The 23,251-nt window shown below is 31.0% G+C and carries 25 protein-coding genes; 15 read left to right on the top strand and 10 right to left on the bottom strand.

All coding sequences use genetic code 11. The features are described from left to right. The first annotated feature begins 13 nt into the window (after positions 1-13). From AC0L3M_RS01185 to AC0L3M_RS01200, 4 genes are all read left to right on the top strand, one after another. On the top strand, positions 14-697 hold the full coding sequence (locus AC0L3M_RS01185; RefSeq protein WP_473431545.1) for a hypothetical protein: 684 nt from the start codon (positions 14-16) through the stop codon (positions 695-697). 466 nt (positions 698-1,163) lie between these two features. Continuing rightward, the gene (locus AC0L3M_RS01190; RefSeq protein ID WP_473431546.1) at positions 1,164-1,469 is read left to right on the top strand and encodes a hypothetical protein; all 306 of its coding nucleotides are present in this window, start codon (positions 1,164-1,166) and stop codon (positions 1,467-1,469) included. A 6-nt stretch (positions 1,470-1,475) separates the two neighbouring features. Then, a complete protein-coding gene (locus AC0L3M_RS01195) occupies positions 1,476-2,486 on the top strand; it encodes a glycosyltransferase family 4 protein (RefSeq protein ID WP_473431547.1) in 1,011 nt (336 codons plus the stop codon). A 59-nt stretch (positions 2,487-2,545) separates the two neighbouring features. Then, positions 2,546-3,940, top strand: a complete 1,395-nt coding sequence (locus tag AC0L3M_RS01200) for an exopolysaccharide biosynthesis polyprenyl glycosylphosphotransferase (RefSeq protein WP_473431548.1) — start codon at positions 2,546-2,548, stop codon at positions 3,938-3,940. Here AC0L3M_RS01200 and AC0L3M_RS01205 read toward each other — a convergent pair whose 3' ends face one another. The 3 genes from AC0L3M_RS01205 to AC0L3M_RS01215 all read right to left on the bottom strand — a co-directional run bounded on the left by AC0L3M_RS01205 (position 3,941) and on the right by AC0L3M_RS01215 (position 6,202). Continuing rightward, complete coding sequence (locus AC0L3M_RS01205; protein ID WP_473431549.1) at positions 3,941-4,333, bottom strand: hypothetical protein; 393 nt, start codon at positions 4,331-4,333, stop codon at positions 3,941-3,943. Positions 4,334-4,679: 346 nt separating this feature from the next. Then, positions 4,680-5,120 (bottom strand): lipoprotein N-acyltransferase Lnb domain-containing protein, encoded by a 441-nt coding sequence (locus tag AC0L3M_RS01210; protein WP_473431550.1) that lies wholly within the window; start codon positions 5,118-5,120, stop codon positions 4,680-4,682. A gap of 14 nt (positions 5,121-5,134) precedes the next feature. Next, positions 5,135-6,202 carry a putative type IX sorting system protein PorV2 gene (locus tag AC0L3M_RS01215; RefSeq protein WP_473431551.1) on the bottom strand — a complete coding sequence of 356 codons (1,068 nt, stop codon included), beginning with the start codon at positions 6,200-6,202 and terminating at the stop codon, positions 5,135-5,137. Between the two features lie 122 nt (positions 6,203-6,324). On the opposite strand from AC0L3M_RS01215, the gene AC0L3M_RS01220 reads away from it, so the two are divergent. Together AC0L3M_RS01220 and AC0L3M_RS01225 are read left to right on the top strand one after the other, a co-directional pair. Continuing rightward, positions 6,325-7,074, top strand: coding sequence for a CDP-alcohol phosphatidyltransferase family protein (locus AC0L3M_RS01220; RefSeq protein WP_473431552.1), 750 nt, complete (start codon positions 6,325-6,327; stop codon positions 7,072-7,074). Positions 7,075-7,082: 8 nt separating this feature from the next. Then, a complete protein-coding gene (locus AC0L3M_RS01225) occupies positions 7,083-7,907 on the top strand; it encodes a TerC family protein (protein WP_339808274.1) in 825 nt (274 codons plus the stop codon). A gap of 87 nt (positions 7,908-7,994) precedes the next feature. Here the strand turns inward: AC0L3M_RS01225 and lptB are convergent, their stop codons facing one another. From lptB to AC0L3M_RS01240, 3 genes are all read right to left on the bottom strand, one after another. Continuing rightward, entirely contained in the window at positions 7,995-8,735 is a 741-nt protein-coding gene (gene lptB / locus AC0L3M_RS01230; RefSeq protein WP_028282850.1) for an LPS export ABC transporter ATP-binding protein, read from the bottom strand. A gap of 75 nt (positions 8,736-8,810) precedes the next feature. Next, complete coding sequence (gene tatC, locus AC0L3M_RS01235; RefSeq protein ID WP_473431553.1) at positions 8,811-9,968, bottom strand: twin-arginine translocase subunit TatC; 1,158 nt, start codon at positions 9,966-9,968, stop codon at positions 8,811-8,813. Between the two features lie 22 nt (positions 9,969-9,990). Then, the gene (locus tag AC0L3M_RS01240; RefSeq protein ID WP_292944138.1) at positions 9,991-10,956 is read right to left on the bottom strand and encodes a KpsF/GutQ family sugar-phosphate isomerase; all 966 of its coding nucleotides are present in this window, start codon (positions 10,954-10,956) and stop codon (positions 9,991-9,993) included. A gap of 207 nt (positions 10,957-11,163) precedes the next feature. Here AC0L3M_RS01240 and AC0L3M_RS01245 point away from each other — a divergent pair, with 207 nt between their 5' ends. Then, positions 11,164-13,344 carry a RecQ family ATP-dependent DNA helicase gene (locus AC0L3M_RS01245; RefSeq protein ID WP_473431554.1) on the top strand — a complete coding sequence of 727 codons (2,181 nt, stop codon included), beginning with the start codon at positions 11,164-11,166 and terminating at the stop codon, positions 13,342-13,344. A gap of 40 nt (positions 13,345-13,384) precedes the next feature. On the opposite strand, the gene AC0L3M_RS01250 is transcribed toward AC0L3M_RS01245, so the two are convergent. Further along, positions 13,385-13,879, bottom strand: a complete 495-nt coding sequence (locus tag AC0L3M_RS01250; RefSeq protein WP_473431555.1) for a hypothetical protein — start codon at positions 13,877-13,879, stop codon at positions 13,385-13,387. A 125-nt stretch (positions 13,880-14,004) separates the two neighbouring features. On the opposite strand from AC0L3M_RS01250, the gene AC0L3M_RS01255 reads away from it, so the two are divergent. The 4 genes from AC0L3M_RS01255 (at position 14,005) to AC0L3M_RS01270 (ending at position 17,044) form a co-directional block, all read left to right on the top strand. Beyond that, positions 14,005-14,937: a peptidylprolyl isomerase gene (locus AC0L3M_RS01255; RefSeq protein WP_292944147.1), complete on the top strand. Its 933-nt coding sequence runs from the start codon at positions 14,005-14,007 to the stop codon at positions 14,935-14,937. A 111-nt stretch (positions 14,938-15,048) separates the two neighbouring features. Beyond that, complete coding sequence (locus tag AC0L3M_RS01260; RefSeq protein WP_342862146.1) at positions 15,049-15,591, top strand: YfiT family bacillithiol transferase; 543 nt, start codon at positions 15,049-15,051, stop codon at positions 15,589-15,591. A gap of 75 nt (positions 15,592-15,666) precedes the next feature. Next, on the top strand, positions 15,667-15,999 hold the full coding sequence (locus AC0L3M_RS01265) for a tRNA-binding protein (protein WP_414692208.1): 333 nt from the start codon (positions 15,667-15,669) through the stop codon (positions 15,997-15,999). A 109-nt stretch (positions 16,000-16,108) separates the two neighbouring features. Continuing rightward, positions 16,109-17,044, top strand: coding sequence for a 1-acyl-sn-glycerol-3-phosphate acyltransferase (locus AC0L3M_RS01270; protein WP_473432522.1), 936 nt, complete (start codon positions 16,109-16,111; stop codon positions 17,042-17,044). Positions 17,045-17,098: 54 nt separating this feature from the next. Here the strand turns inward: AC0L3M_RS01270 and AC0L3M_RS01275 are convergent, their stop codons facing one another. Both AC0L3M_RS01275 and AC0L3M_RS01280 read right to left on the bottom strand, forming a co-directional pair. Next, the gene (locus AC0L3M_RS01275) at positions 17,099-17,503 is read right to left on the bottom strand and encodes a PUR family DNA/RNA-binding protein (protein ID WP_292944156.1); all 405 of its coding nucleotides are present in this window, start codon (positions 17,501-17,503) and stop codon (positions 17,099-17,101) included. A gap of 84 nt (positions 17,504-17,587) precedes the next feature. Next, positions 17,588-19,330, bottom strand: coding sequence for an ABC transporter ATP-binding protein (locus AC0L3M_RS01280; protein ID WP_473431556.1), 1,743 nt, complete (start codon positions 19,328-19,330; stop codon positions 17,588-17,590). Positions 19,331-19,475: 145 nt separating this feature from the next. Between AC0L3M_RS01280 and AC0L3M_RS01285 the strand changes: the two genes are divergently transcribed. From AC0L3M_RS01285 to yajC, 4 genes are all read left to right on the top strand, one after another. Continuing rightward, entirely contained in the window at positions 19,476-20,579 is a 1,104-nt protein-coding gene (locus AC0L3M_RS01285; protein WP_292944162.1) for a Glu/Leu/Phe/Val family dehydrogenase, read from the top strand. A gap of 145 nt (positions 20,580-20,724) precedes the next feature. Then, positions 20,725-21,636 (top strand): transcription antitermination factor NusB, encoded by a 912-nt coding sequence (gene nusB, locus AC0L3M_RS01290; protein ID WP_473431557.1) that lies wholly within the window; start codon positions 20,725-20,727, stop codon positions 21,634-21,636. A gap of 86 nt (positions 21,637-21,722) precedes the next feature. Beyond that, on the top strand, positions 21,723-22,238 hold the full coding sequence (locus tag AC0L3M_RS01295; protein ID WP_145000119.1) for a DUF1573 domain-containing protein: 516 nt from the start codon (positions 21,723-21,725) through the stop codon (positions 22,236-22,238). Then, on the top strand, positions 22,238-22,534 hold the full coding sequence (gene yajC / locus AC0L3M_RS01300) for a preprotein translocase subunit YajC (RefSeq protein ID WP_145000117.1): 297 nt from the start codon (positions 22,238-22,240) through the stop codon (positions 22,532-22,534). Before AC0L3M_RS01295 ends, yajC begins: the two co-directional genes overlap by 1 nt. 51 nt (positions 22,535-22,585) lie before the next feature. Here the strand turns inward: yajC and AC0L3M_RS01305 are convergent, their stop codons facing one another. Further along, entirely contained in the window at positions 22,586-23,188 is a 603-nt protein-coding gene (locus AC0L3M_RS01305; RefSeq protein ID WP_473431558.1) for a YdeI/OmpD-associated family protein, read from the bottom strand. Between the last annotated feature and the right edge of the window lie 63 nt (positions 23,189-23,251).

The following is a 23,251-nucleotide window of genomic DNA, read 5'->3' on the forward strand; positions in this document are numbered from 1 at the left end:
AAATATAATTCCGGTGGCTCAAAAATTTGATAATCCACAATTATTTACACATGATTTATATTTAGATAATCTAAGTAATGTTAAGTATTATACACCTTTTTATGTGCAATCTTTAAGGTTTATTGCTAAGTTTACAAATTATAATTACGTTCAAGCTATTAATGTTTTAGGTTTATTTTGTCATTTAGCATTTGGAATTTTATGGTTTTTTCTACTTTACAAATACATTAATAGTTTTTGGGTAGCATTATTTGTTTCCATATTAATGAGAGGGATTATTTGGCTTCCTGGACTAGAAATTTGGGGTATTTCAGATTTATGGACTATTATGCCAAGGACCCTTTATATTAGTCTACTGCCATTACCTTTTATACTTCTGTCCAATACTTTTACTAGAGTCATATTTGCTGCTTTTATAATTGGATTAATTTTTAATTTTCATCCAATAACAGGACTTGGTGGTATATTATTATTTGTTTCTTATTTATCATTAAGTCAAATTTATTTTAAAAAGCAAGAGTGGTTAACCTTAACTAAATCCATTACAGTTTTAATATGTATTCTAATGGGTATGCTACCGTTTATCTTAACATACTTTGGTAAAACAACTTCAGAGGTTACTTATAGTATAGCTGAATTTAATGCAGCATTCAATACCAGAATTCCTGAATATTTTAGTCAGCCTTTATTTTTTTAAAACAATGGTTTCATTTTAAAACCTTATTTTTTATTCTTCCTTTAGGGTTGTTTTATGTATATTCTTTCAAAATAAAAGAGGAATTACAAAAAGCAAAAGTATTAATTATTTTGACTTTTATTTTAGTACTAATACCAACTATTAGTGTCCCTATTGAGCAATTGGTTAATAATGTGTTAGGTTTAAATTTGAGATTATCCTTTCAGTTAATTCGTGTTCAAAAAGTAGCGATTATACCAGGGTTTTTTGCATTAGCATTTCTATTAAAAAATTTAATTAAATTCAATAGGATAAGCATTAAATTATTTCCTTATGTAGTAGGGTTATATTTTGTATTATTAAGCTTCAGTCAAAGTCCATGGTTAAAAAATGTACCCTTTATAGGTGATGATATTTCAAACACTATTTTACCTCATAATTTAAGTTTTTTTCCACAGTAAAAGACTCGCAATTAGATATAGATAGGATGTCTAATTATATTGAAACTAACACAGAGGTGTCAGATTTAATTTGTGGCAGTCATATTTACAGAGGCGCTACAAAACGGTCAGTAGTTTTTGATGGTAAAGGAGCTTCTATGTTAATTGAAGGGAATCCAGAACAATTTATTAAGTGGCATTTACGACAACAAAAAATCAGTAATTTACAGTCCATGCAAGAAGTTGTTGATTATTTAAAGCTTTTCAATGTTGATTATTTTGTTACTAGAAATATTGGTGTTCCTGCAACACTTGTGCATACCGAAGGTCCAATATTTTTATATAAACTTTAAACATTTTTGAAAAACATAGTTTACATAGGTAATAAGTTAGCTTTAAAAGGTAAAACAGCTACAACCATAGATACTTTGGGAGAAGGTCTAGAGGCAGCTGGTTTTAAAATAAACTATGCTTCTAGTTATAAAAATGTATTTTTTCGATTGGTCCATATGCTATGGACTGTTTTTAGACATAGACAATCTACAAACTACGTATTAATCGATACCTATAGTACGCTAAATTTTTATTATGCCTATGCTGTAAGTAAGTTATGCCAAATTTTAGGCTTAAAATACATTCCTATTTTACATGGAGGGAATCTACCTATTAGGCTTACTAAAAACCCTAAATTAAGTGCTTCTATCTTTAAAAATGCATATGTTAATATTGCACCTTCAAATTATATTAAAACATCTTTTAATGAAAAAGGTTATATAAATGTAGAGGTGATACCAAATAGTATTGACATTATAAATTATCCTTTTTTAGTTAGAGAAATAGATACCATAGATCTACTTTGGGTACGTTCTTTTTCAAACTTGTACAATCCAAAATTAGCAATCAATGTCTTATCTGAATTAAAGAAACAAGGTTACAATTGTTCGTTGTGCATGGTTGGTCCTGACAATGATGGCAGTTTGCAAGAAGTTAAAAAATATGCCAACAATCTAGGTTTAGAGGTGTCCTTTACAGGGAAATTGACTAAACAAGAGTGGATTACTTTATCTAAAAAATACAATGTATTTATTAATACCACTAATTTTGATAATACACCTGTTAGCGTTATCGAAGCTATGGCTTTAGGGTTACCTATAGTGTCAACACATGTAGGTGGTTTACCTTTTTTAATTGATAATACTATAGATGGACAATTAGTGCCTCCAAATGATGTAAAGGCATTTACTAAAGCCGTATTACATTATAAGAACAATCCAAAATGGACACAATCTGTAATTACTTCTGCCAGAAATAAAGCAGAACAATTTGATTGGAACACCGTTAAACAAAAATGGATTAGCACTTTAAAGTAAAAAACTTGGTTTAAAACATTTACTTGTTATCTTTGAAATAATTCTACCAACCAGTAACAATGAATACAAGTAGTGGTATCCACTTTGAAATTTCTGAACGTAAAATACTTTTGCGTTTATTTGATTTACTTTTTATAGGCTTATCACTATTTACAGTAAGCACTTTTTTTGACTTTGACTATTTTAAAGTGTATGACCAACATTGGAGCTGGTTTATTGTGCTTGCCATTTATATTACCGTTTTTGGAACAGTCTTAGAGCTATATGATTTGCAAAAATCAAGCCGATTAGACACGGTTTTAGGTACGGTTTTACTTACCACTTCTGTGACCGTTTTATTTTATCTTTTAACTCCGTTTTTTACACCATCATTACCCGAAAATAGATTACAAATACTTTACTTTTATTTGGCTATTTTATTTGGTTTATATTTTTGGAGATGGGCTTACATAACATTTATTTCTTCTCCTAGGTTTTTTAAAAGGGTGCTTTTAGTTGGCGAAATTTCTAATATTAAAACCATTGTTGACGCTTTTGCTAGTGCTGATCCTAATTATAAGATTATTGGTTTTATTAATTGCGAAATAAGTAAAAAAGACACTATAAAATATAAGGGTTTAAAGGAATACGAGCCTTCTAAAATGCATCAAATAATTAAAGATGAAAATATATCTGAAGTCGTAATTGCAAGCTATAATTCAGAAAACATTACTTCTAATATATATTCGGATTTAATTACTTTATTAGAAAAAGGGTTTCCAATAAAAGAGTATACTCAGGTTTATGAAGATATAACCTATCGTGTTCCTGTACAGTTTGTTGGTAAGGATTTTTATAAATATTTTCCATTTAGTCGAAACAATAAAAACAAATTATATTTAGCCTACAGACGTCTTTTTGATATTTTGTTATCATTACTTGGTTTGTTTTTAGGATTACTAATTTTACCTTTTATTTTAATTGGTAACGCTTTGGGTAATAGAGGTGCGTTATTTTACACTCAAGAACGTGTTGGAAAAAACGGAATCCCTTTCAAGATTTTTAAGTATAGGACTATGGTTAAAAATGCAGAAGTAGCAGGAGCAGTGTGGGCAACAAAAAATGATACCAGAATTACAGCTTTTGGTAAGTTTTTAAGAGTTACCAGATTGGACGAAATACCTCAATTTTTAAATATTTTAAAAGGCGACATGAGTTTGATTGGTCCTAGACCAGAGCGTCCTTATTTTGTAGACGAATTGTCCCAAGTCATTCCTTTTTACGAAACTAGACATATCGTTAAACCAGGACTAACAGGTTGGGCTCAGGTTAAAGCACGCTATGGTTCAAGCGTGGATGATAGTTTGTTAAAATTACAATATGATTTGTACTATATTAAGCATAGAGGCTTTTTATTAGATATCAATATTATAGTTAAAACGTTAAGTACTGTCATCTTTTTTAGAGGACAATAATTAGGCTTTATTTTCAGTTAATTTATAAAACCTTAAAAGGTATATATACCTAACTGCTAACGCTAGTAATAAAGGTGCTAAAGCAGGAGCAAAGCGTTGCACACCTATAGTCCAATGCATCACAATCAAGCATAACATTAAAATTGAAAATTTAATATAAGCTATAAACCATTTTTTAGGACTAGTCTTTAAAATTTGTAGGATACAAAACAGACTTAAAGGAAAAGCCCATAATAAATTGTAGTTGTAAGTAGTACCTGTATGATCTGTTGCAAACCATAATAAAAATAGTAAAACACCTATTAGTCCTGTGACTGTAAATAGAGCTAAATCTAACCCTTTATTTCTAGCGTTATTTTTATTATCGCTATAGGTTATGTAAAGAATAACCAATGCTAAAACCAATGTTAGCAGTAACGGACTAGTTAAAAAAAGCTGTTTTTATTTTCGTTTTCTCCTTTTTTAGTAAAAATTGTTTTAGATGCAGTAACCAATTTTTCTTTTGAATCCTTTAAAGTAGCAAGCTCAAAAAACTGATTAACTTTTTCAGGTAAAAAAAGCTGTTCTCTTGGCGTTGCTTGTCTATCAATTATAGACCCTAGTGCAATATCTATCCCAAAGCTTCCCCAAGTATTCCAATGTAAATTATGGTCAATTAATTGTCTAAAAGTTTGCTGTTTATAGTCTTCTGGTAGGTTATACTCTAGATTTCCATCTAAAGTAGTTTCAATGACATCTCTTATTTTAGTGGCGCAATTATCATAAAAAAATCATACAGGTAAGCTCCTTGATCTTTCTTGTAATTAGCCTCTAAATAATCATATAGTTGCTTGGTTTCAGCTTGAGTTAAGCGCAGTTGTTGCTCTTTTATTGTGCGATTTTCACTAATATAAAACGCTATAAAGTTTTTATAGTTGGATTTACCTTGTAGGTAATTAAGTTTTCCTCTAGCAAAATCTAAATAAAAATTTGGATCGTCAAAATTATACCTGCCAAAGTCATATGCAATATCAGCAAATCGGGATTTAATACGGATGGCATTATGTCCAAAAGCATCGTTTAAGTTACTACCTGGTCCAAATGTGATAACACTTACTGTCGTGTCCTGGGATAAAGGTGTTGCTTGTGTAAATCCTGTAGTTGTACTAAGTACAAAAACAATGTATAATAATAGTCTCATGCTACAAAGATAACTTATCTAAAAACGCTAAAATCTAGTTTTAACGAAAATACATTAGAATACAAAGCAACGCTTTGATCGCCAATATCTGTAAACGCGTAATCTACTTGGATGCCTTTATATTTAAAACCGACACCAAAACTTGGTTGAAACGTTAAATCTTCAGAGTTGTCTATCTGTAATTCATTTTGAAAATTACCAACACCAGTTCTAAGATAAATCATATCAATATAGCCAAACTCTAAGCCTAAAGCAGGATTTATACTAGCAAAAGAGGTTGATATAATATCATTATTTTGCTCAAATCTTACGTTTAAGTCTAGCTCTGCTTCCAGAGTATAATCATAATGAAAACGATATAATTTAGCTACACCTAATTGTAGTTTTGGTATTGTAATTTCGGTGGTTTCTGGTAATTCTTGATTTTGACCTTCTACTGCATTTTGGACTTTAGCAAATTCATCTTCATTAATAGTCCAAGCATTAAAAGTTGTGGTAATGTCACGTGCCATGATACCAAATTTCCAATTATTATCACTTTCAAATTGAATAGCAGCATCCAAACCAAAACCCCAACTTGAAGCAAAGTCTCCTATAATACGTCTAATAATTTTAGCATTAACACCATAACTTAACCCTTCTAGCGGTAAGTCTCTAGCGTAAGATAAAGTTAAACCGTAATCTGCTGTAGAAAATAAGCTGATTCGGTCATAGTTAACATTACCTTGTTCATCTATAAGCTGTGTAGTATCTAGGATATCATCCACAGCAAAACGTATTAAAGAGATTCCGAAAGCACTATTATCATCTAAAGGCATTGCAAAAGCTGCATAGTCATAATTTGCAATATTAGCAAAGTAACTAGAGTGCATTAAGGCTAATTGATTGTCTTCTAGTTTAATTAATCCAGCAGGATTCCAATAGCCAGAATTTACATCGTTGGTTCTAGCAACGGTAGCATTGCTCATCCCTAAAGCTGCTGCATCCACACCAATATTCATAAATTCGTTTGAATATTTTCGGGTTTGAGCAAAAGATAATGAGACACTCAGTAATAAAAAGGCTAGTAAACTTACTTTCAATTTCAATTTTTTTTACAAAGATGCTATAATTTTTCTATATATTAAACTTCAATTTTAATACTATATTGCATAGTGTTTGGAATAGACACAAATACTTTGTTATTTTTACAAAAAACTAACTGATGAACATCAAAGCTTTTATACCAAATTTTATCACACTTCTTAATTTATTTAGCGGAAGTGTGGCAGTCATATTTGCTGTTAATAACCACTTTATTTTTGCTGCCTTTTTTGTGTTTTTAGGCATCTTTTTTGATTTTTTTGATGGTTTGTTAGCAAGAAAGTTAAATGTGCAAAGCGATTTAGGCTTGCAATTAGATAGTTTGGCAGATATGGTAACTAGTGGATTAGTACCAGGAATAGTAGTTTTTAAACTGTTAGAATTAGCTAGTAATAGTAAAGCAGTAACATTCATTGATGAGTGGTCAGAAACTATGCAATGGACAGGTTATACATTTAACTTATTACCGTTTATTGGGCTGTTTATAACATTAGCGTCTGCTTATAGATTGGCTCGTTTTAATCTTGACGAAGAACAACAAAGTTATTTCAAAGGACTACCTACACCTGCTAATGCCTTATTAATTTTATCATTACCGTTAATTTTAGAATTTCAGAATAATGATTTAATAAATAGTATTATACTTAATAAATGGTTTTTAATTGTGTTAACTATTTTAAGTTGTTACATATTAAATTCATCTGTAAAACTATTTGCTTTAAAATTTAAAAACTGGAGTTTTAAGTCAAATGCAGTACGTTACATTTTTATAATCTTAAGTATTGTGCTTTTAGTGGTGTTGCATTTTGCAGCAATCCCTTTAATAATAATACTATACATATTACTTTCCTTATTTAAAAACATCAATTAATACCCACTATGCTAGAAATTATTTTTACGCTTTTAATGCTTGTTTTGTTGCAGGCTGTTTTAGGATTTGATAACTTATTATATATCTCTTTAGAGTCAAAAAAAGCACCAGAATCTGAACAAAAGCGCGTTAGAAAAGTTGGTATTTTAATTGCGATTGTTTTACGTATCATACTATTGTTTGTATTAGTATCGATAATTGATTTTTTTAAAGAGCCTTTTTCGTTTATGACAGGTGAATTAGGTAATGTGGCCAGCTTTGCTTTTAATGGACACAGTTTAATTGTATTAGCTGGAGGAGGTTTTATTATTTATACAGCAATAAAAGAAATTTGGCATATGATTGGTGCTCATGATTTAGATCATGATATTGAAGGTGATGGCACGCGAGGTAAGTCTGCAAGTGCTGTTATAACCAGTATTGTAATAATGAATTTAGTATTCTCTTTTGATTCTATTTTAGCTGCCATAGGGTTAACAAGTGATATTGAAAACGCTACAACAGCCTTTATTGTAATGGCTATTGCTATTGTAATTAGCGGATTATTAATGTTGTTTTTGGCAGATCGAATCTCTGTGTTTTTAGCAAAAAACCGAATGTATGAAGTGCTTGGGTTGTTTATTCTATTTATTGTAGGTATAATGTTAGTTACCGAAGGTGGACATTTAGCACACTTAAAGTTATTTGGAAACCCAATTGAGTCTATGAGTAAAACAACCTTTTATTTTGTGTTGTTTATTTTAATTATTGTAGATGTTGTTCAGGGTCGTTATCAAAAAAAGATATTGGCAGAGAATGCTAGGATTAAAGCTAAGTCTGAAGAAAAAATATAGTGACATAAATAGTCATTAAATATTAAAAGCCCAATTGAATTTTCAATTGGGCTTTTAATTATAAATTATTTACTTACAACATTCTGATTAATCTCTAATCTTCTTTTTACGTAATTCAAAATTCTGACCTAAGTATACTTTTCGTACCATTTCGTCATTAGCTAATTCTTCAGGTTCTCCTGCTTTTAAAATACTTCCTTCAAACATTAAATAAGTTCTATCTGTAATAGCTAACGTTTCTTGTACGTTGTGGTCAGTAATTAATATACCAATGTTCTTTTTGGTTAATTGCGCTACAATACGTTGTATATCTTCCACTGCAACTGGATCTACTCCAGCAAAGGGTTCGTCTAATAAAATAAAGCTTGGGTTAGTTGCTAAGGCACGTGCAATTTCGGTACGACGACGTTCTCCTCCAGATAATAAATCACCTCTACTTTTTCTAATATGACCTAAACTAAACTCTTCAATTAATGCTTCCATCCTGTGCAATTGTTCTTTTTTGCTCAGTTTGGTCATTTGTAAAACACTTAAAATATTGTCTTCAATACTTAGTTTTCTAAATACAGATGCTTCTTGTGCTAGATAACCAATACCATTTTGTGCACGTTTATACATAGGGTAATTGGTAATATTAGTGTCATCCAAATAGATGTTTCCTGCATTTGGTTTTACCAAACCAACAGTCATATAAAATGATGTTGTTTTTCCTGCACCATTAGGACCTAAAAGCCCAACAATTTCACCTTGACTAACTTCAAGAGATACGTCTTTTACAACTTTACGTCCACTGTAGGACTTCATTAAATGTTCGGCTCTTAGCTTCATTTGGTGTGTTTAATTGTCCTAAAAATAAGCATTTCAATATAACTTATTAAAAAGGCGCTTTAATTTATATAAAGTTTAACCTTGTTGGTCTTGATCCTGCGCTTCTAAAGCTTCCCAAAACTCATACGCACGTCTTAAATGTGGGATCACTATAGTACCACCAATTAATGTAGCAATACTTAGGGTTTCCATTACTTGCTCTTTAGACAAACCTTCTTTATAACTTGACTCTAAATGGTATTTAATACAATCATCACAACGTAAAACGGTAGAGGCTACTAAGCCTAATAGCTCTTTAGTTTTTACGTCCAATGCACCTTCAGTAAAGGCATTAGTGTCTAAATTAAAAATACGTTTGATTATTTTATTGTTATCGCCTAGAATTTTATCATTCATTTTTTCGCGATAGTCGTTAAATTCTTTAACTAGTTCTGACATCTTTTTTTGTTTTTTATTTTCGTTTTTCACTACAATTCGAGAGATATGAATACTAACTTCATACAAAATTAGTACAGGTATCGCTACAATTATTTGACTTGCTACATCTGGAGGTGTTATGACTGCAGATAAAATTAGAACTATAACTAAAGCAAATTTTCTGTATTTTTTTAAAAACTGAGGTGTTACCAAACCAACTTTAGTTAAAAAGTAGATTAATATTGGTAGCTCAAATATTATTCCAGACGCTAAAACAGACGCTCTGATTAACCCAACGTATGATGAAATATCAATCTCATTGGATACTTCTGTACTTACGGAGTAGGTTCCTAAAAAGTTTATGGATAAAGGTGTTATAATGTAGTATCCAAATAATACACCCATAAAAAACAGTAAAGAAGATATTATGATAAAACCTGTAGATGTTCGACGTTCTTTAGAGGTTAAACCAGGACTAATAAATCGCCATAATTGGTAAATTACATAAGGGAATGCTACAATAAATCCAGCATAAATGGACGTCCATATATGAATAGAAAACTGTCCAGCCATTTCACGGTTTTGTATTATAAACGGAAACGAATCTGCACAAAAACTCATGTCATCCAATCCAAAAAAATTAGACATTTCACATAACCATTGGTAAGTGGGAAACGTCATTTTTTGAGGTGCAAATAGGATGCTATCAAATAGTATACTTGGAAAACAAAAAGCGATTGTACCACAAATAACTACAGCAGATACAATCCTAATTAAATGCCATCTTAAATCTTCAAGATGATCTAAAAAAGACATCTCGTTTACATTTTTTTTGCCATTATAAAATTCCTTCTCTTATTAAATCGTGGATATGCACAACACCAGCGTACTTACCATCTTTTTGCACAAGTAATTGAGAAATCCCATAGGTCTCTAAAACCTCCATAGCATCAATAGCCATAGCGTCTTCTTCGATACGTTTTGGATTGGCACTCATAATATCTTTAGCAGTTAAGTCGCTAAAGTTGTCCACTTTACTTAGCATTCGTCTTAAATCACCATCAGTAATTATTCCGACAATTTTATGGTTTTCAGTAACAGCTGTAACACCTAGCATTTTTTCAGAAATTTCAACAATTACCTGTTTAATGTTAGTGTCTAAAGTAACTTCTGGTTTTTGATTAACAGAAGAAATATCCTGAACTCTTAAATATAATTTTTTACCTAATGCACCACCTGGATGGTATTTAGCAAAATCTTTGCTAGAAAACCCTCTTAATTCTAAAAGGCTAACCGCTAATGCGTCACCTAATACTAGTTGTGCAGTAGTACTGGTTGTTGGTGCTAAATTGTTTGGGCAAGCTTCTTTCTCTACAAATGCATTTAAAACAAAATCCGCTTGCTGGCCTAAAAATGAATCTTTATTACCAGTTATAGCAATCATTTTATTTTTTGCATTTTTAATTAATGGTACCAAAACTTTAATTTCTGGTGTGTTTCCACTTTTAGAAATGCAAATCACCACATCATCCTGAAGTATTAAACCTAAGTCACCATGTATAGCATCTGCAGCATGCATAAATACAGCAGGAGTACCAGTCGAGTTTAGTGTAGCCACTATTTTTGTTGCTATAATAGCACTTTTTCCTATTCCAGTAATTATGACTCTACCCTTAGAATTATAAATCAATTCCACAGCTTCAGCAAAGTCGTTATCAATTAAATTTGATAAATTTAATATGGACTGTCCTTCAAGTTTAATAGTTTCTTTGGCACTACTAATAATGGAAGCTTTTGTTTTCAATGTGTTTATTTTTTTTGGTTTATAAAGATTTTACTATCTTTAGTCTTAATCTAAATCACCTTAAGATTATTAGATTAATAATTTCGACAAATTTAGCGAAAAAATTGAGAGGGGAATTCAATTCTTAGCAACTATTTATAGTTTGTCAAAAGTATGTAAGTGTAAATAATTAATTAAATACGAAAGTTATACATAGTGAAAAGCGATTTGCATTCAGCACTAAAAAAATACTTTGGCTTTGGCGAGTTTAAAGGACTTCAAGAACAAGTCATTAAAAGTATCCTAGAACAAAAAAATACATTTGTAATAATGCCTACAGGTGGTGGTAAAAGTTTATGCTACCAATTACCTGCGTTAATGCAAGAAGGTACAGCTATAGTTGTGTCTCCTTTAATTGCTTTAATGAAAAATCAGGTTGATGCAATTAGAGGTGTCTCCAATGAAAATGGTGTGGCTCATGTTTTAAATTCATCTTTAAATAAGACCGAAATTAAACAAGTCAAAGAAGACATTACAAATGGTATTACAAAATTATTATATGTAGCACCAGAATCCTTAACTAAAGAAGAAAATGTAGAGTTTTTGCGTACCGTAAAAATTTCTTTCATGGCAGTGGATGAAGCCCATTGTATTAGTGAATGGGGTCACGATTTTAGACCAGAATACCGTAATTTAAGATCTATAATTAGACGTATAGGAGATAATATTCCTATAATTGGTCTAACAGCTACAGCAACACCTAAGGTACAAGAGGATATCCTGAAAAACTTAGGGATGAATGACGCTAACACTTTTAAAGCCTCATTTAATAGACCTAATTTATATTACGAGATACGTCCAAAAACTAAAAACGTAGACGCTGATATTATTCGCTTTGTAAAGCAAAACGAAGGTAAATCCGGAATCATTTATTGTTTAAGTCGTAAACGTGTAGAGGAGTTGTCTCAAGTCTTACAAGTTAATGGTATTAAAGCGGTACCATATCACGCAGGTTTGGATGCTAAAAAAAGATCCAATCACCAAGATATGTTTTTAATGGAAGACATTGACGTTGTAGTTGCAACCATAGCTTTTGGTATGGGAATAGACAAACCAGATGTAAGATTTGTAATTCATCACGATATTCCTAAAAGTATAGAAAGCTATTACCAAGAGACTGGTCGTGCAGGACGAGATGGAGGAGAAGGGCATTGTTTAGCTTATTATGCCTATAAGGATATAGAAAAGTTAGAGAAGTTTATGTCAGGTAAACCTGTAGCAGAGCAAGAAATTGGTCAAGCACTATTGCAAGAGGTTGTCGCTTTCGCGGAAACTTCAATATCAAGACGTAAATTTATATTGCACTATTTTGGTGAATCATTTGATAACAAAACAGGTGAAGGTGGAGACATGGATGATAATATGCGTCATCCAAAGGAAAAACAAGAAGCTAAAGATGATGTAAAACTTGTCCTAGAAATTGTCGATGCTACCAATGAGAAATATAAGGCTAAAGAGTTAGTAAACGTTATTGTAGGTAAATCTAACGCGTTAATCAGCTCTCATAAAACCGACGATCAACCCTTTTTTGGTAAAGGAAAAGATAAAGATAAATCCTATTGGATGGCTTTAACACGACAAATATTAGTATCAGGATCTTTAAAAAAGGATATTGAAACCTATGGTGTTATTAAGCTTACAGATAAAGGAAGGGATTTTATAAAAAATCCTGAATCTTTCATGATGACTAAAGATCATGAGTTTGGTGACGAGTCAGACAATACTATAATCACTGCAGAAAGTGGTGGTGGAGCAGTAGTGGATGAGGCATTAATGAAAATGCTTAAAGACTTAAGAAAAACTAATGCTAAAAAATTAGGTGTACCTCCTTTTGTAATATTTCAAGATCCATCCTTAGAGGATATGGCTTTAAAATATCCAGTATCTGTGGAAGAGTTATCTAACGTTCATGGTGTTGGAGAAGGGAAAGCTAAAAAGTATGGTAAAGATTTTGTCGCGCTTATTGCAAGATATGTAGAAGATAACGACGTTGTAAGACCAGATGATTTAGTGGTTAAATCTACAGGTAGCAACTCTGCACTTAAATTATATATCATACAAAATGTGGACAGAAAATTACCATTAACAGATATTGCATCTGCTAAAGGAATGGAAATGTCTGCATTTATTAAAGAAATGGAAGCTATTGTCTTTTCAGGGACAAAATTAAATATTAATTATTGGATTAACGATATTTTAGATGAAGACCAACAAGAAGAAATCCATGATTATTTTATGGAGTCACAAACAGATAAGATTGACGTTGCAATAGACGAGTTTGATGGAGATTATGATGATGAAGAGTTACGATTATATCGTATTAAATTTATAAGTGAAGTAGCAAACTAAATATAATACCAAAAAAACACTTTATTAAAGACCTAACAAGTTAATTTGTTAGGTCTTTTTTGTTTTCTTCTGCTATTTGTAATTCATCTAAACCTTCTATGGTAAGCGGTGTAAAAGTAATGGCGTGTTTTTTTACTTGTAGTGTTATATTTTTAATTGCAGATCGTTTGATGTTTTCGGCAGCTTCTTTTTCAATTTCAAAATCTATTCTAGTAACATAACCATCAAAAACACCCATGTTTTCAGACTCAAACTCATCCATGTCTGATTTTAAATCTAAAGTATGATCGTTGTTAACCATTAAAAGTCTAGCGCCTTTTTTTGCTTTAATATTTAGTTTTCCAACAATAAAAGTTTGTAAAAAATAATAACCACCAAGCTCTGCATAACCTGCATAAATCACATTTTGATCTGCAATACCTACAGGTTGGTCTTCACTATGCTTTAAAATAGCCTCAATATAATTGGTATCAGCTAATTGGTTGTTTTTTGATTTTTTATCATTACCTCCAAATAGCTTATTAAATACACCCATAATAATTTTTTATTTTTTCAAATCTAACAAAATTTAGTAAAATAGGATTGGATAAAAAAATCATCTGTCATTACTTATTACTTTTAACTTCTTTATATCTTTGCAGTTCATTAAAAAACAATGTAATGCAAGACGGTTTATACGCAAAATTTAATACGAATAAAGGCGAAATTTTAGTCGCTTTAGAATTTGAGAAAACTCCTGGAACAGTTGGTAACTTTGTTGCTTTAGCTGAAGGTAACATGGAAAACGATGTTAAACCACAAGGGACACCTTATTACGATGGATTAAAGTTTCATAGAGTAATTGATAATTTTATGATCCAAGGAGGTTGTCCACAAGGTAGCGGATCAGGTAATCCAGGATATAAGTTTGATGACGAGTTTCACCCAGATTTAAAGCATAGTGGACCTGGAATATTAAGTATGGCAAATGCTGGACCTGGTACTAACGGAAGTCAGTTTTTTATTACTCATGTTGCTACAGATTGGTTAGATGGTAACCATACTGTTTTTGGAAACGTAGTAAAGGGACAAGACATTGTTGATGCTATTGCACAAGGAGATAAGATTGAAACTTTAGAAATTGTTAGAGTTGGTGCTGATGCAGAAAACTTTAATGCAATTGAAGCCTTTAGAACATTTGAAGGTGCAAGAGAAAAACGTGTAGCTGCAGAACGTGAAGCTAAACGTGCAGAATTAGATAAATTAGCTGCAGGTTTTGAAGAAACTAAAAGCGGTTTACGTTACCAAATTATCCAAAAAGGTAGTGGTAAAAAAGCTGAAAAAGGTAATCAAGTTTCTGTACACTATAAAGGACAATTAGCAGATGGAACTGTTTTTGATAGTTCTTACAAGCGTAATCAACCTTTAGATTTTCAAGTAGGAGTTGGTCAAGTTATTTCTGGATGGGATGAAGGGATTCAATTATTACAAGTTGGTGATAAAGCCCGTTTTGTTATACCTTCAGATTTAGGTTATGGATCAAGAGGTGCAGGAGGAGCAATTCCACCAGATGCTGTACTTGTATTTGATGTAGAACTTGTAGACGTTAAATAATAATTAATTATTTATTTATTGTTCTATTTAGATATTCTAAAACAAAAATTATAAATATTTAAAACCTCAAAAGAGTAATATCTTTTGAGGTTTTTTAATTAAATTAATCCAATGTTAGATCAAAAATTAGAAAGGTTAAAATATCCTATCGGAAAATTTGAATGTCCATCAACAATAACGGAAGCGACTATTGATGCTTGGTTATCTATACTAAAACATTTTCCAAATAGGTTGGAGCAGTTGGTGATTAACTTGTCAGACAAGCAATTAGATACACCTTATAGGTTAGGAGGCTGGACTATTAGACAAGTAATACACCATATTGCAGACAGTCACCATCATAGTTATATAAGATTTAAATGGGCAATGACAGAAGATAACCCAGTAATAAAAGCCTATGATGAAAACACTTGGGCTTCTCAGCATGATTATAATCAGCCAATAGCGCTATCTCTATTACATATTAAAGTAGTACATGCTAAATTGGTGTATTATTTAAAAGGCTTAACAGCAGAACAATTGCAACGTACCTTTATTCATCCGGAAAACAATCAAATGATAGCTTTAGATAAAAATTTAGGTAATTATGCTTGGCATAGTAATCATCATTACGCGCATATAGAAGGTGTATTAAAAAGTAAAGGCTGGATTTAGATTAATAATTGTTTGTTTTGACTTAAAATTAGTTTTATTTTAAAGTCCTAAATTAAATTATAACCAAGGGTAATTATGAGCACTATTCAATTTGAAGATTTTACCAAAGTAGATTTACGTGTAGGTACCATTTTAGAAGTTAATGATTTTCCAGAAGCCAAAAATCCTGCGTATCAATTAACCATAGATTTTGGAGGTTTGGGAGTTAAAAAAACTAGCGCACAAATTACAACGCTTTATAAAAAAGAAGACTTACTAAATAGGCAAATTGTTGCAGTGGTAAATTTTCCGCGTAAGCAGATTGCAAAATTTATGAGTGAGTGTTTAGTATTGGGAGCTGTTAATGCTAAAGATGTTATTTTGTTAAATCCAGAAACCAAAGTTCCTAACGGAACTTCTGTATCATAGTAGTATGGTTAAGATATTTGAATAAAATAGTATTACATACCGTTAGGATTTATATTCAATTAGGATTGTTTTTTTACTATAAAAAAATAATTGTAAACGGAAAAAAAGCATCCCAAAAGACCAACCCGTTTTATTTTTATCCAATCATCAAAATGCGTTAATAGATGCTTTGCTATTGGCTACAAAGTCTGGACGCTTAAGTTATTTTTTAACTAGAGCTGGTGTTTTTAAAAAACCATTTGTTAGTAGGTTATTGCATAGCTTGCATATGCGACCAATTTATCGTGTTAGAGATGGCTGGAGCACGATTGCAAAAAATAAATCTGTTTTTAGTAATACTGTTAATTTGTTACATGATAACAAAGCAGTGACTATTTTTCCAGAAGGAAATCACAATTTAGAAAGACGAGTTAGACCACTAAGTAAGGGGTTTACAAGAATTATTTTAGAACATAGACAAACGTATCCTAAGCAGTCAATACATTTAATTCCAGTGGGTTTAAATTACCAAGCGCCTAAAGCAATGGGTAGTACTGTTTCTATTTGTTTTGGAAAAGCTTTAGCGTCTAAATCTTATAATCATTTAGACGATTTTATTGCGACTAAACAAATTAAACAGGATGTTTTTAATTCTTTAATAAGCTTAACGACTCACATACCACAAAGTAATTATGCTTCAATAGTAGAAAAACTTAATAAGTTAAATGTGGATTTTACCAATCCCAACATTGTTAATCGTTGTATTGTAAGTCAGTTTAAAACATGTCAAGTTAAGCGTGTAAAACAGTCTAATTTTAAAGTCTTAATAAAGCCAATCCTTTATTTGTTATTATGTGTGCCTATTCTGGTTTGGAGACATAATATAAAACCAAAAATTAAGGAAGCTGAGTTTTTATCTACCTTTAGGTTTGCCATAAGTATAACTTTAGTACCACTTTGGTTATTTGTAATATCTGCTATTATTTGGCTTGCCTTTAATTTTGTTGCAAGTCTTATATTTATTTTGGGAAGTCTAATTTTAATTTTGATTTACAATAAAGCATAAAAAAACCTTCTCTAAATTTAGAAAAGGCTTTTTTGATATAAGGTGATTTTTATATTAAATATCGTCAAAATCTACATCTGTAAATCTACTTTCAGCACTTGGTGTTTCAGACGTTTCAGTCTTAGCTTCGGAAGCAGGAGTAGCTGGAGTATCATATTCTTTTTTGAAATCTTTTTGGTGACGTTCGCTAATAACTTCATCTCCTTTTTCGTTGATGATGTAATCTGTCATTTCTTTTAAGATGTCATTAAACTCACTAAAGTCTTCTTTATATAAGTAAATTTTATGTTTTTTATAATGAAATGATCCATCGTCATTTGTAAACTTTTTACTTTCTGTAATAGTCAGGTAGTAATCATCTGCTTTAGTAGCTCTTACATCAAAAAAATAAGTTCGTCTTCCTGCTCTTAATACTTTCGAAAAAATTTCTTCCTTCTCCATCATCTCGTTATTATGCATAATCCTTGATTTGTGTTGTTAGTTAATTCGTAAACTCAAAAGTCAAAAAAAGTTGAATGAAACAACATTTTAGTGTAAATCTTTTTACTTAGTTGTTTTTAAATACAGTTCTTTGTAATAACCATCAGTGTTTATAAGGTTTTCATGTGTACCTGATTGTACAATTTGACCATCGTCTAAAACTATAATTTGATCTGCATTTTTAGCAGAAGAGATTCTGTGACTTACAATTATGGTTGTTTTTCCTTTAGTAATTGTTTTTAAGTTATTTAAAATCTTCTCTTCAGTTTCAGTATCAACTGCAGATAAACAGTCATCAAATAACATGATTTGAGGCTTTTTAATAATAGCTCTAGCAATGGATACACGTTGCTTTTGTCCTCCAGATAGTGTGATGCCTCGCTCACCTAAAACAGTGTCGTATTGTTTGTTAAATTTGATTATGTTTTTATGCACTTGTGCTAATTTAGCAGCATCTATAACCTCTTGATCTGTAGCGTTTTCTTTACCAAACTTGATGTTGTTATTAATGGAGTCGCTAAACAAAAAGGCATCTTGTGGTACATAACCTGTAGCGTCCCTTAGACTATATAAGTTTAGGGTTTCAATAGGTTTTTGATCTATTAAAATAGTGCCTGAGTCTACGTCGTACAAACGTCCTACTAAATCTAAGATTGTAGATTTTCCGGACCCTGTTTTTCCTATAACAGCCAAAGTTTGACCTGTATTTACCTTAAAACTAACATTTTTCAAGGCTTGTATGTTGGTGTCATCATAGGTAAAAGACACATTTTTAAATTCTATTTCGCCATTAATTTCTGATAATTCAGCGTTGTTATTTTGTATTTCTGGTTCGGTTTTTAAAAACTCATTAATTCTATTTTGAGAAGCTTCTGCTTCCTGTACAATAGAGGTTACCCAACCTACAGTTGCAACTGGCCAAGTTAGAAGGTTGACGTACATAATAAATTCAGAAATTGTACCTAAGCTAATTTCGCCATTCATATATTGTCTACCTCCAATATATATAACTAACACGTTGCTTAACCCAATAAGCAAAATCATCATCGGAAAAAATAACGCTTGTATACGTACTAAACTTAATTGTTTCTCTTTGTTGGTTTCTGATAATTCATCAAAATTAGCTGAGGTTTGTGGCTCTATACCATAAGCCTTAATTACAGAAATTCCACTAAAAGTTTCTTGAGAAAACGTGGATAGTTTGGATAAGTATTGTTGTACAATGGTACTACGTTTATGTATTTCTGAGCTAATTTTATAAATAATTATTGATAAAATTGGTAGCGGAATAATTGTGTAAAGCGTCAACATTGGTGCTTGTCTAAACATAAAAACTAGAGCTACAATAAATAATGTTAAGGTATTAATACTATACATAATTGCAGGACCAGTATACATACGTACTTTGGTCACGTCCTCACTAATACGATTCATTAAATCACCAGTCCTATTTTTTTTATAGAAATTTAAAGATAGTTTTTGGTATTGTTGGTAGATTTCGTTTTTTAAATCATATTCAATATAACGCGATACATTAATTATTGTTTGACGCATCCAGAAGGTTAATATACCAGACAATATTGCAGAACCTACCAAAAATAAAATGTACTTCAATAGTTTGGCTTTGTAAGCAACCTCACTACTTTCTGGATTTTGTAATTGGTCGTTAACCACGTCTATAATAGAACCTATAAATTTGGGAACAAATACAGTAAATAGTTTAGAAACGATAGTAATTAAAACACCAATTATAATTTGTGTTCTATATTTGTAAAAGTATTTGTTAAGATGTTGTAATTCTTTCATTTAAATGAAAACCTAAGTTTAAAAAGTTTTTAACAATTTCACATTTTAACATGCTAATTATTGTTTTAATATTAATTATAAGCTAATTTCGCATGCTGAAATTACAAATAGTGTAATTTCAATACATTAATTAAATGTCAACTAAATGGTTTCAGAAGTAATCAACACTAATCAATTATCAAAAGCAGATCCTGTTTTTGGACAATTATCATTTGATAATCACGAACAAGTCGTTTTTTGCAACGACAAAGATACAGGATTAAAAGCAATAATTGGAATACATAACACAGTTTTAGGACCTGCTTTAGGAGGTACTAGAATGTGGCAATATGCTAACGAATGGGAAGCTGTTAATGACGTTTTACGTTTGTCTAGAGGTATGACCTTTAAGTCAGCAATCACAGGTTTAAACCTTGGTGGTGGAAAAGCAGTAATTATTGGTGATGCTAAAACACAAAAAACGCCAGAATTAATGAAGCGTTTTGGAGAGTTTGTGCACAGCTTAAGCGGAAAGTACATTACTGCAGAAGATGTAGGAATGGAAACTGCAGATATGGATTTAGTTAGAGAAGTAACACCTTATGTTACTGGTATTTCTGAAGACAAAGGTGGAGCAGGTAATCCATCTCCAATTACAGCTTATGGTGTTTTTATGGGAATGAAAGCAGCTGCTAAATTCAAATTTGGTACAGACGTCCTAGAAGATAAAACAGTAATTGTACAAGGTATTGGACATGTTGGAGAATCTTTAGTGGAGCACCTAACAAATGATGGTGCAAAAGTAATTATCGATGATATTAATCAAGAACGTTTAGAGGCAATCAGTAAAAAATACGGAGCATCTATATACAAAGGAAGTAATGTGTATGCAGAGGCTGTAGATATTTACGCACCTTGTGCTTTAGGAGCAACAATTAACGATGCTACGATTAACAGTATCCAAGCTAAAGTTATTGCTGGAGCAGCAAATAACCAATTAGCAGACGAGCTTAAGCATGGTCGTATATTACAAGAAAAAGGTATTGTATACGCCCCAGACTTTTTAATTAATGCAGGAGGAATTATTAATGTTTACGCAGAATTAGAAAACTACGGTAAACAAGAAATAATGAGAAAGACAGAAAACATCTACAATACAACCTTGGAGATTTTAAGTAATGCTGAAACTAATGATATAACAACACATCAAGCAGCGTTAAATATAGCTTTAAGCAGAATTGAAGCTAGAAAAAAAGAAAATCAGCAATAGATATCTTATAAAATAGACTATTTTTGCAAGGCGAAAGCGAAAGCTTTCGCCTTTTTTAATTAATAATTTAAAAGTATTTCAATATAATTGAAATCTAAAGTTCTTTGTAAGTATGCTAAGTAGAAGACATATTCGTGTTAAAGTAATGCAAGTTTTATATGCATTTGATGGTACAGAAAGTGATGATTTTTCTAAAGACCAAAAATTTTTATTATACAGTATAGACAATATGTATAATTTATATTTAATGACACTATCCTTAATGATAGAGGTCGGTAAAAAATCTAAAACGCAGTTAGAAACTATTCAAAAAAAGCATTTAGCTACAGCAGAAGAAAAAAATCCCAACAAAAAATTTATAAATAATCAGGTTCTAGAACTACTGTCTAATAACGTAGCTTTAAAAACAGCTTTTGAAGTCAACAATATTAAAAATTGGCAACTAGATAATGAGTATGTAGATATTATCTATAAAGAAATAATTGCTAGTGATTTATATAAAGAATACATGCAAACTAAATCGTCTACCTTTAAAGAGGATAGAAACTTTATAGTAGATGTATTTAAAGAAATAATAGCTCCTAACGAGAAACTTTACGATTATATTGAAGATAAAAACCTTACCTGGTTAGATGATCTTCCAACAGTAAATACAGCTATTTTAAAATTACTTAGAAAAATTAAAGAAACATCAGACGAGCGTTTCCTTACCCCTAAGTTGTACAAAGATATCGAGGATAAACAATACGCAATTAACTTGTTTAAAAAAACAATGTTAAACCAATCCAAATTAAGCGAAGAAATAGCTAATAAAACTAAAAATTGGGATACAGAACGTATCGCAACTATAGACATGGTTTTATTAAAAATGGCTATTTGCGAGTTAACTAGTTTTCCATCAATTCCGACTAAAGTAACAATTAATGAATACCTAGAAATTGCTAAAGAATACTCAACGCCTAAAAGCAGTATTTTTATTAACGGAATTCTAGACAAATTGTTAAAAGAATATCAAGAAGAAGGAAAATTAAATAAAGTTGGTCGAGGATTGATGTAGTCAAAAAATATTATTATTTTTACAAACCAAAAATTAATTTAAGTGGCAGTTTAATAATAAACTACACAAATTCTAAAATAAGTATTATGAAAAAAGTAATGATTCTATTAAGTGCAGTATGCTTAATATCTTTATCATCTTGTAAGCAAGATGCAGCAGCAAAAATTGATGCAAACAATGTAGTAGCAGCTTCTGAGAGAGATGCACAATCAGGTAAGTTACCAGTAATCGAGTTTGATAAAAAAGAACATGATTTTGGTCAAATAGTATCAGGTACACCTCAAGAGACAGTATTTACTTACACAAACAAAGGAGAAGCGCCTTTAGTTATTACAGATATTAAAAGTACTTGTGGATGTACAGTTCCTCAAGATTGGTCTAGAGCACCTTTAGCTGTTGGAGAGTCTGATTCTTTTACTGTTAAATTTAACGGAAAAGGAGCTAACAAAACATCTAAAGTAATTAACATCACAGCTAACACAGCTACTGGTAAAGAGTCTGTAAAAATATCAGCTTTTATTACTCCAGACCCTAACGCACCTGTTAAGCAGGCACCACTTAGAACAAATCCAAATGCTAACCCAGGACCACTTACACAATAATGGAAGGAATTAGCGGATTTTTACCTATAATAGCAATGTTTGCTGTAGTGTATTTCTTTATGATTGCACCACAAATGAAACGTGCTAAACAAGAAAAGCGTTTTGCTTCGGATTTAAAAGCAGGTGATAAGGTAATTACTAAAAGCGGAATGCATGGAAAAATTGCACAGCTTAATGATAAGGATAATAGTTGCGTTATAGAAACTATGTCTGGAAAATTAAAGTTTGATCGTTCTGCTATTTCTATGGAAATGAGTAAATCTTTAAACAAGCCAGCTGTTGAATTAAAAAAGTAATTTACAGCTAGATTAAATATTAAAAGGCGACCATTTGGTCGCCTTTTTTATTTAGCAATTTTTGTACTTATCATGTAAACCCTTATTTTCAATAATCATAGGTGTTATTTTATCTATTCTAGATAGTTTTGTAGTCTCTCTTTTAGCTTCACTTATATAGTTACAGTATTCACGCTGTTTAGATGGTGTTAAAGCTTTAAACGCCTTAAAAAGTGTATTATCTTCTTTAAAAACACTTTGTAATTCATCAGGTATCACAATATCTTTTACTGTAGTTTTAATAGGTTTAATGTTCTTACCATTTTTTTGATTTATTATGGCTTCCTCTATGTAAGACATTAGTAACGTTTCGGATAAATCACTTGTGTCATTAAAACGTAGTTGTCGTAAAGCTTTAGTTTTTCCTTCTTGTGCATTATGTAATACATTTTGTTTGTCAGTCAATAAGCTGCCATTAAAAAACCATAAGCAATAATGGTGTTTAAAAGCACCTAAACCAATCACATTTTTTCCTTCAATCATATAAACAGGAGCATTCCATTTTATAGTTTCTTTTAAGCCAGCCTTTAAAAGTAAGTGTCTTAAATAGTTAAGGGAATCTATAAATTTGGGATGATCTTGTATATACTCTTCTATGGATGATATTTTCTTCATTTGATATTTAAGTTAAATTTTAAAGATAATATTTTTTAAAAGGGTATTCTATTCTATATCAAA

The organism is Olleya sp. KJ81-1, assembly GCF_055808135.1.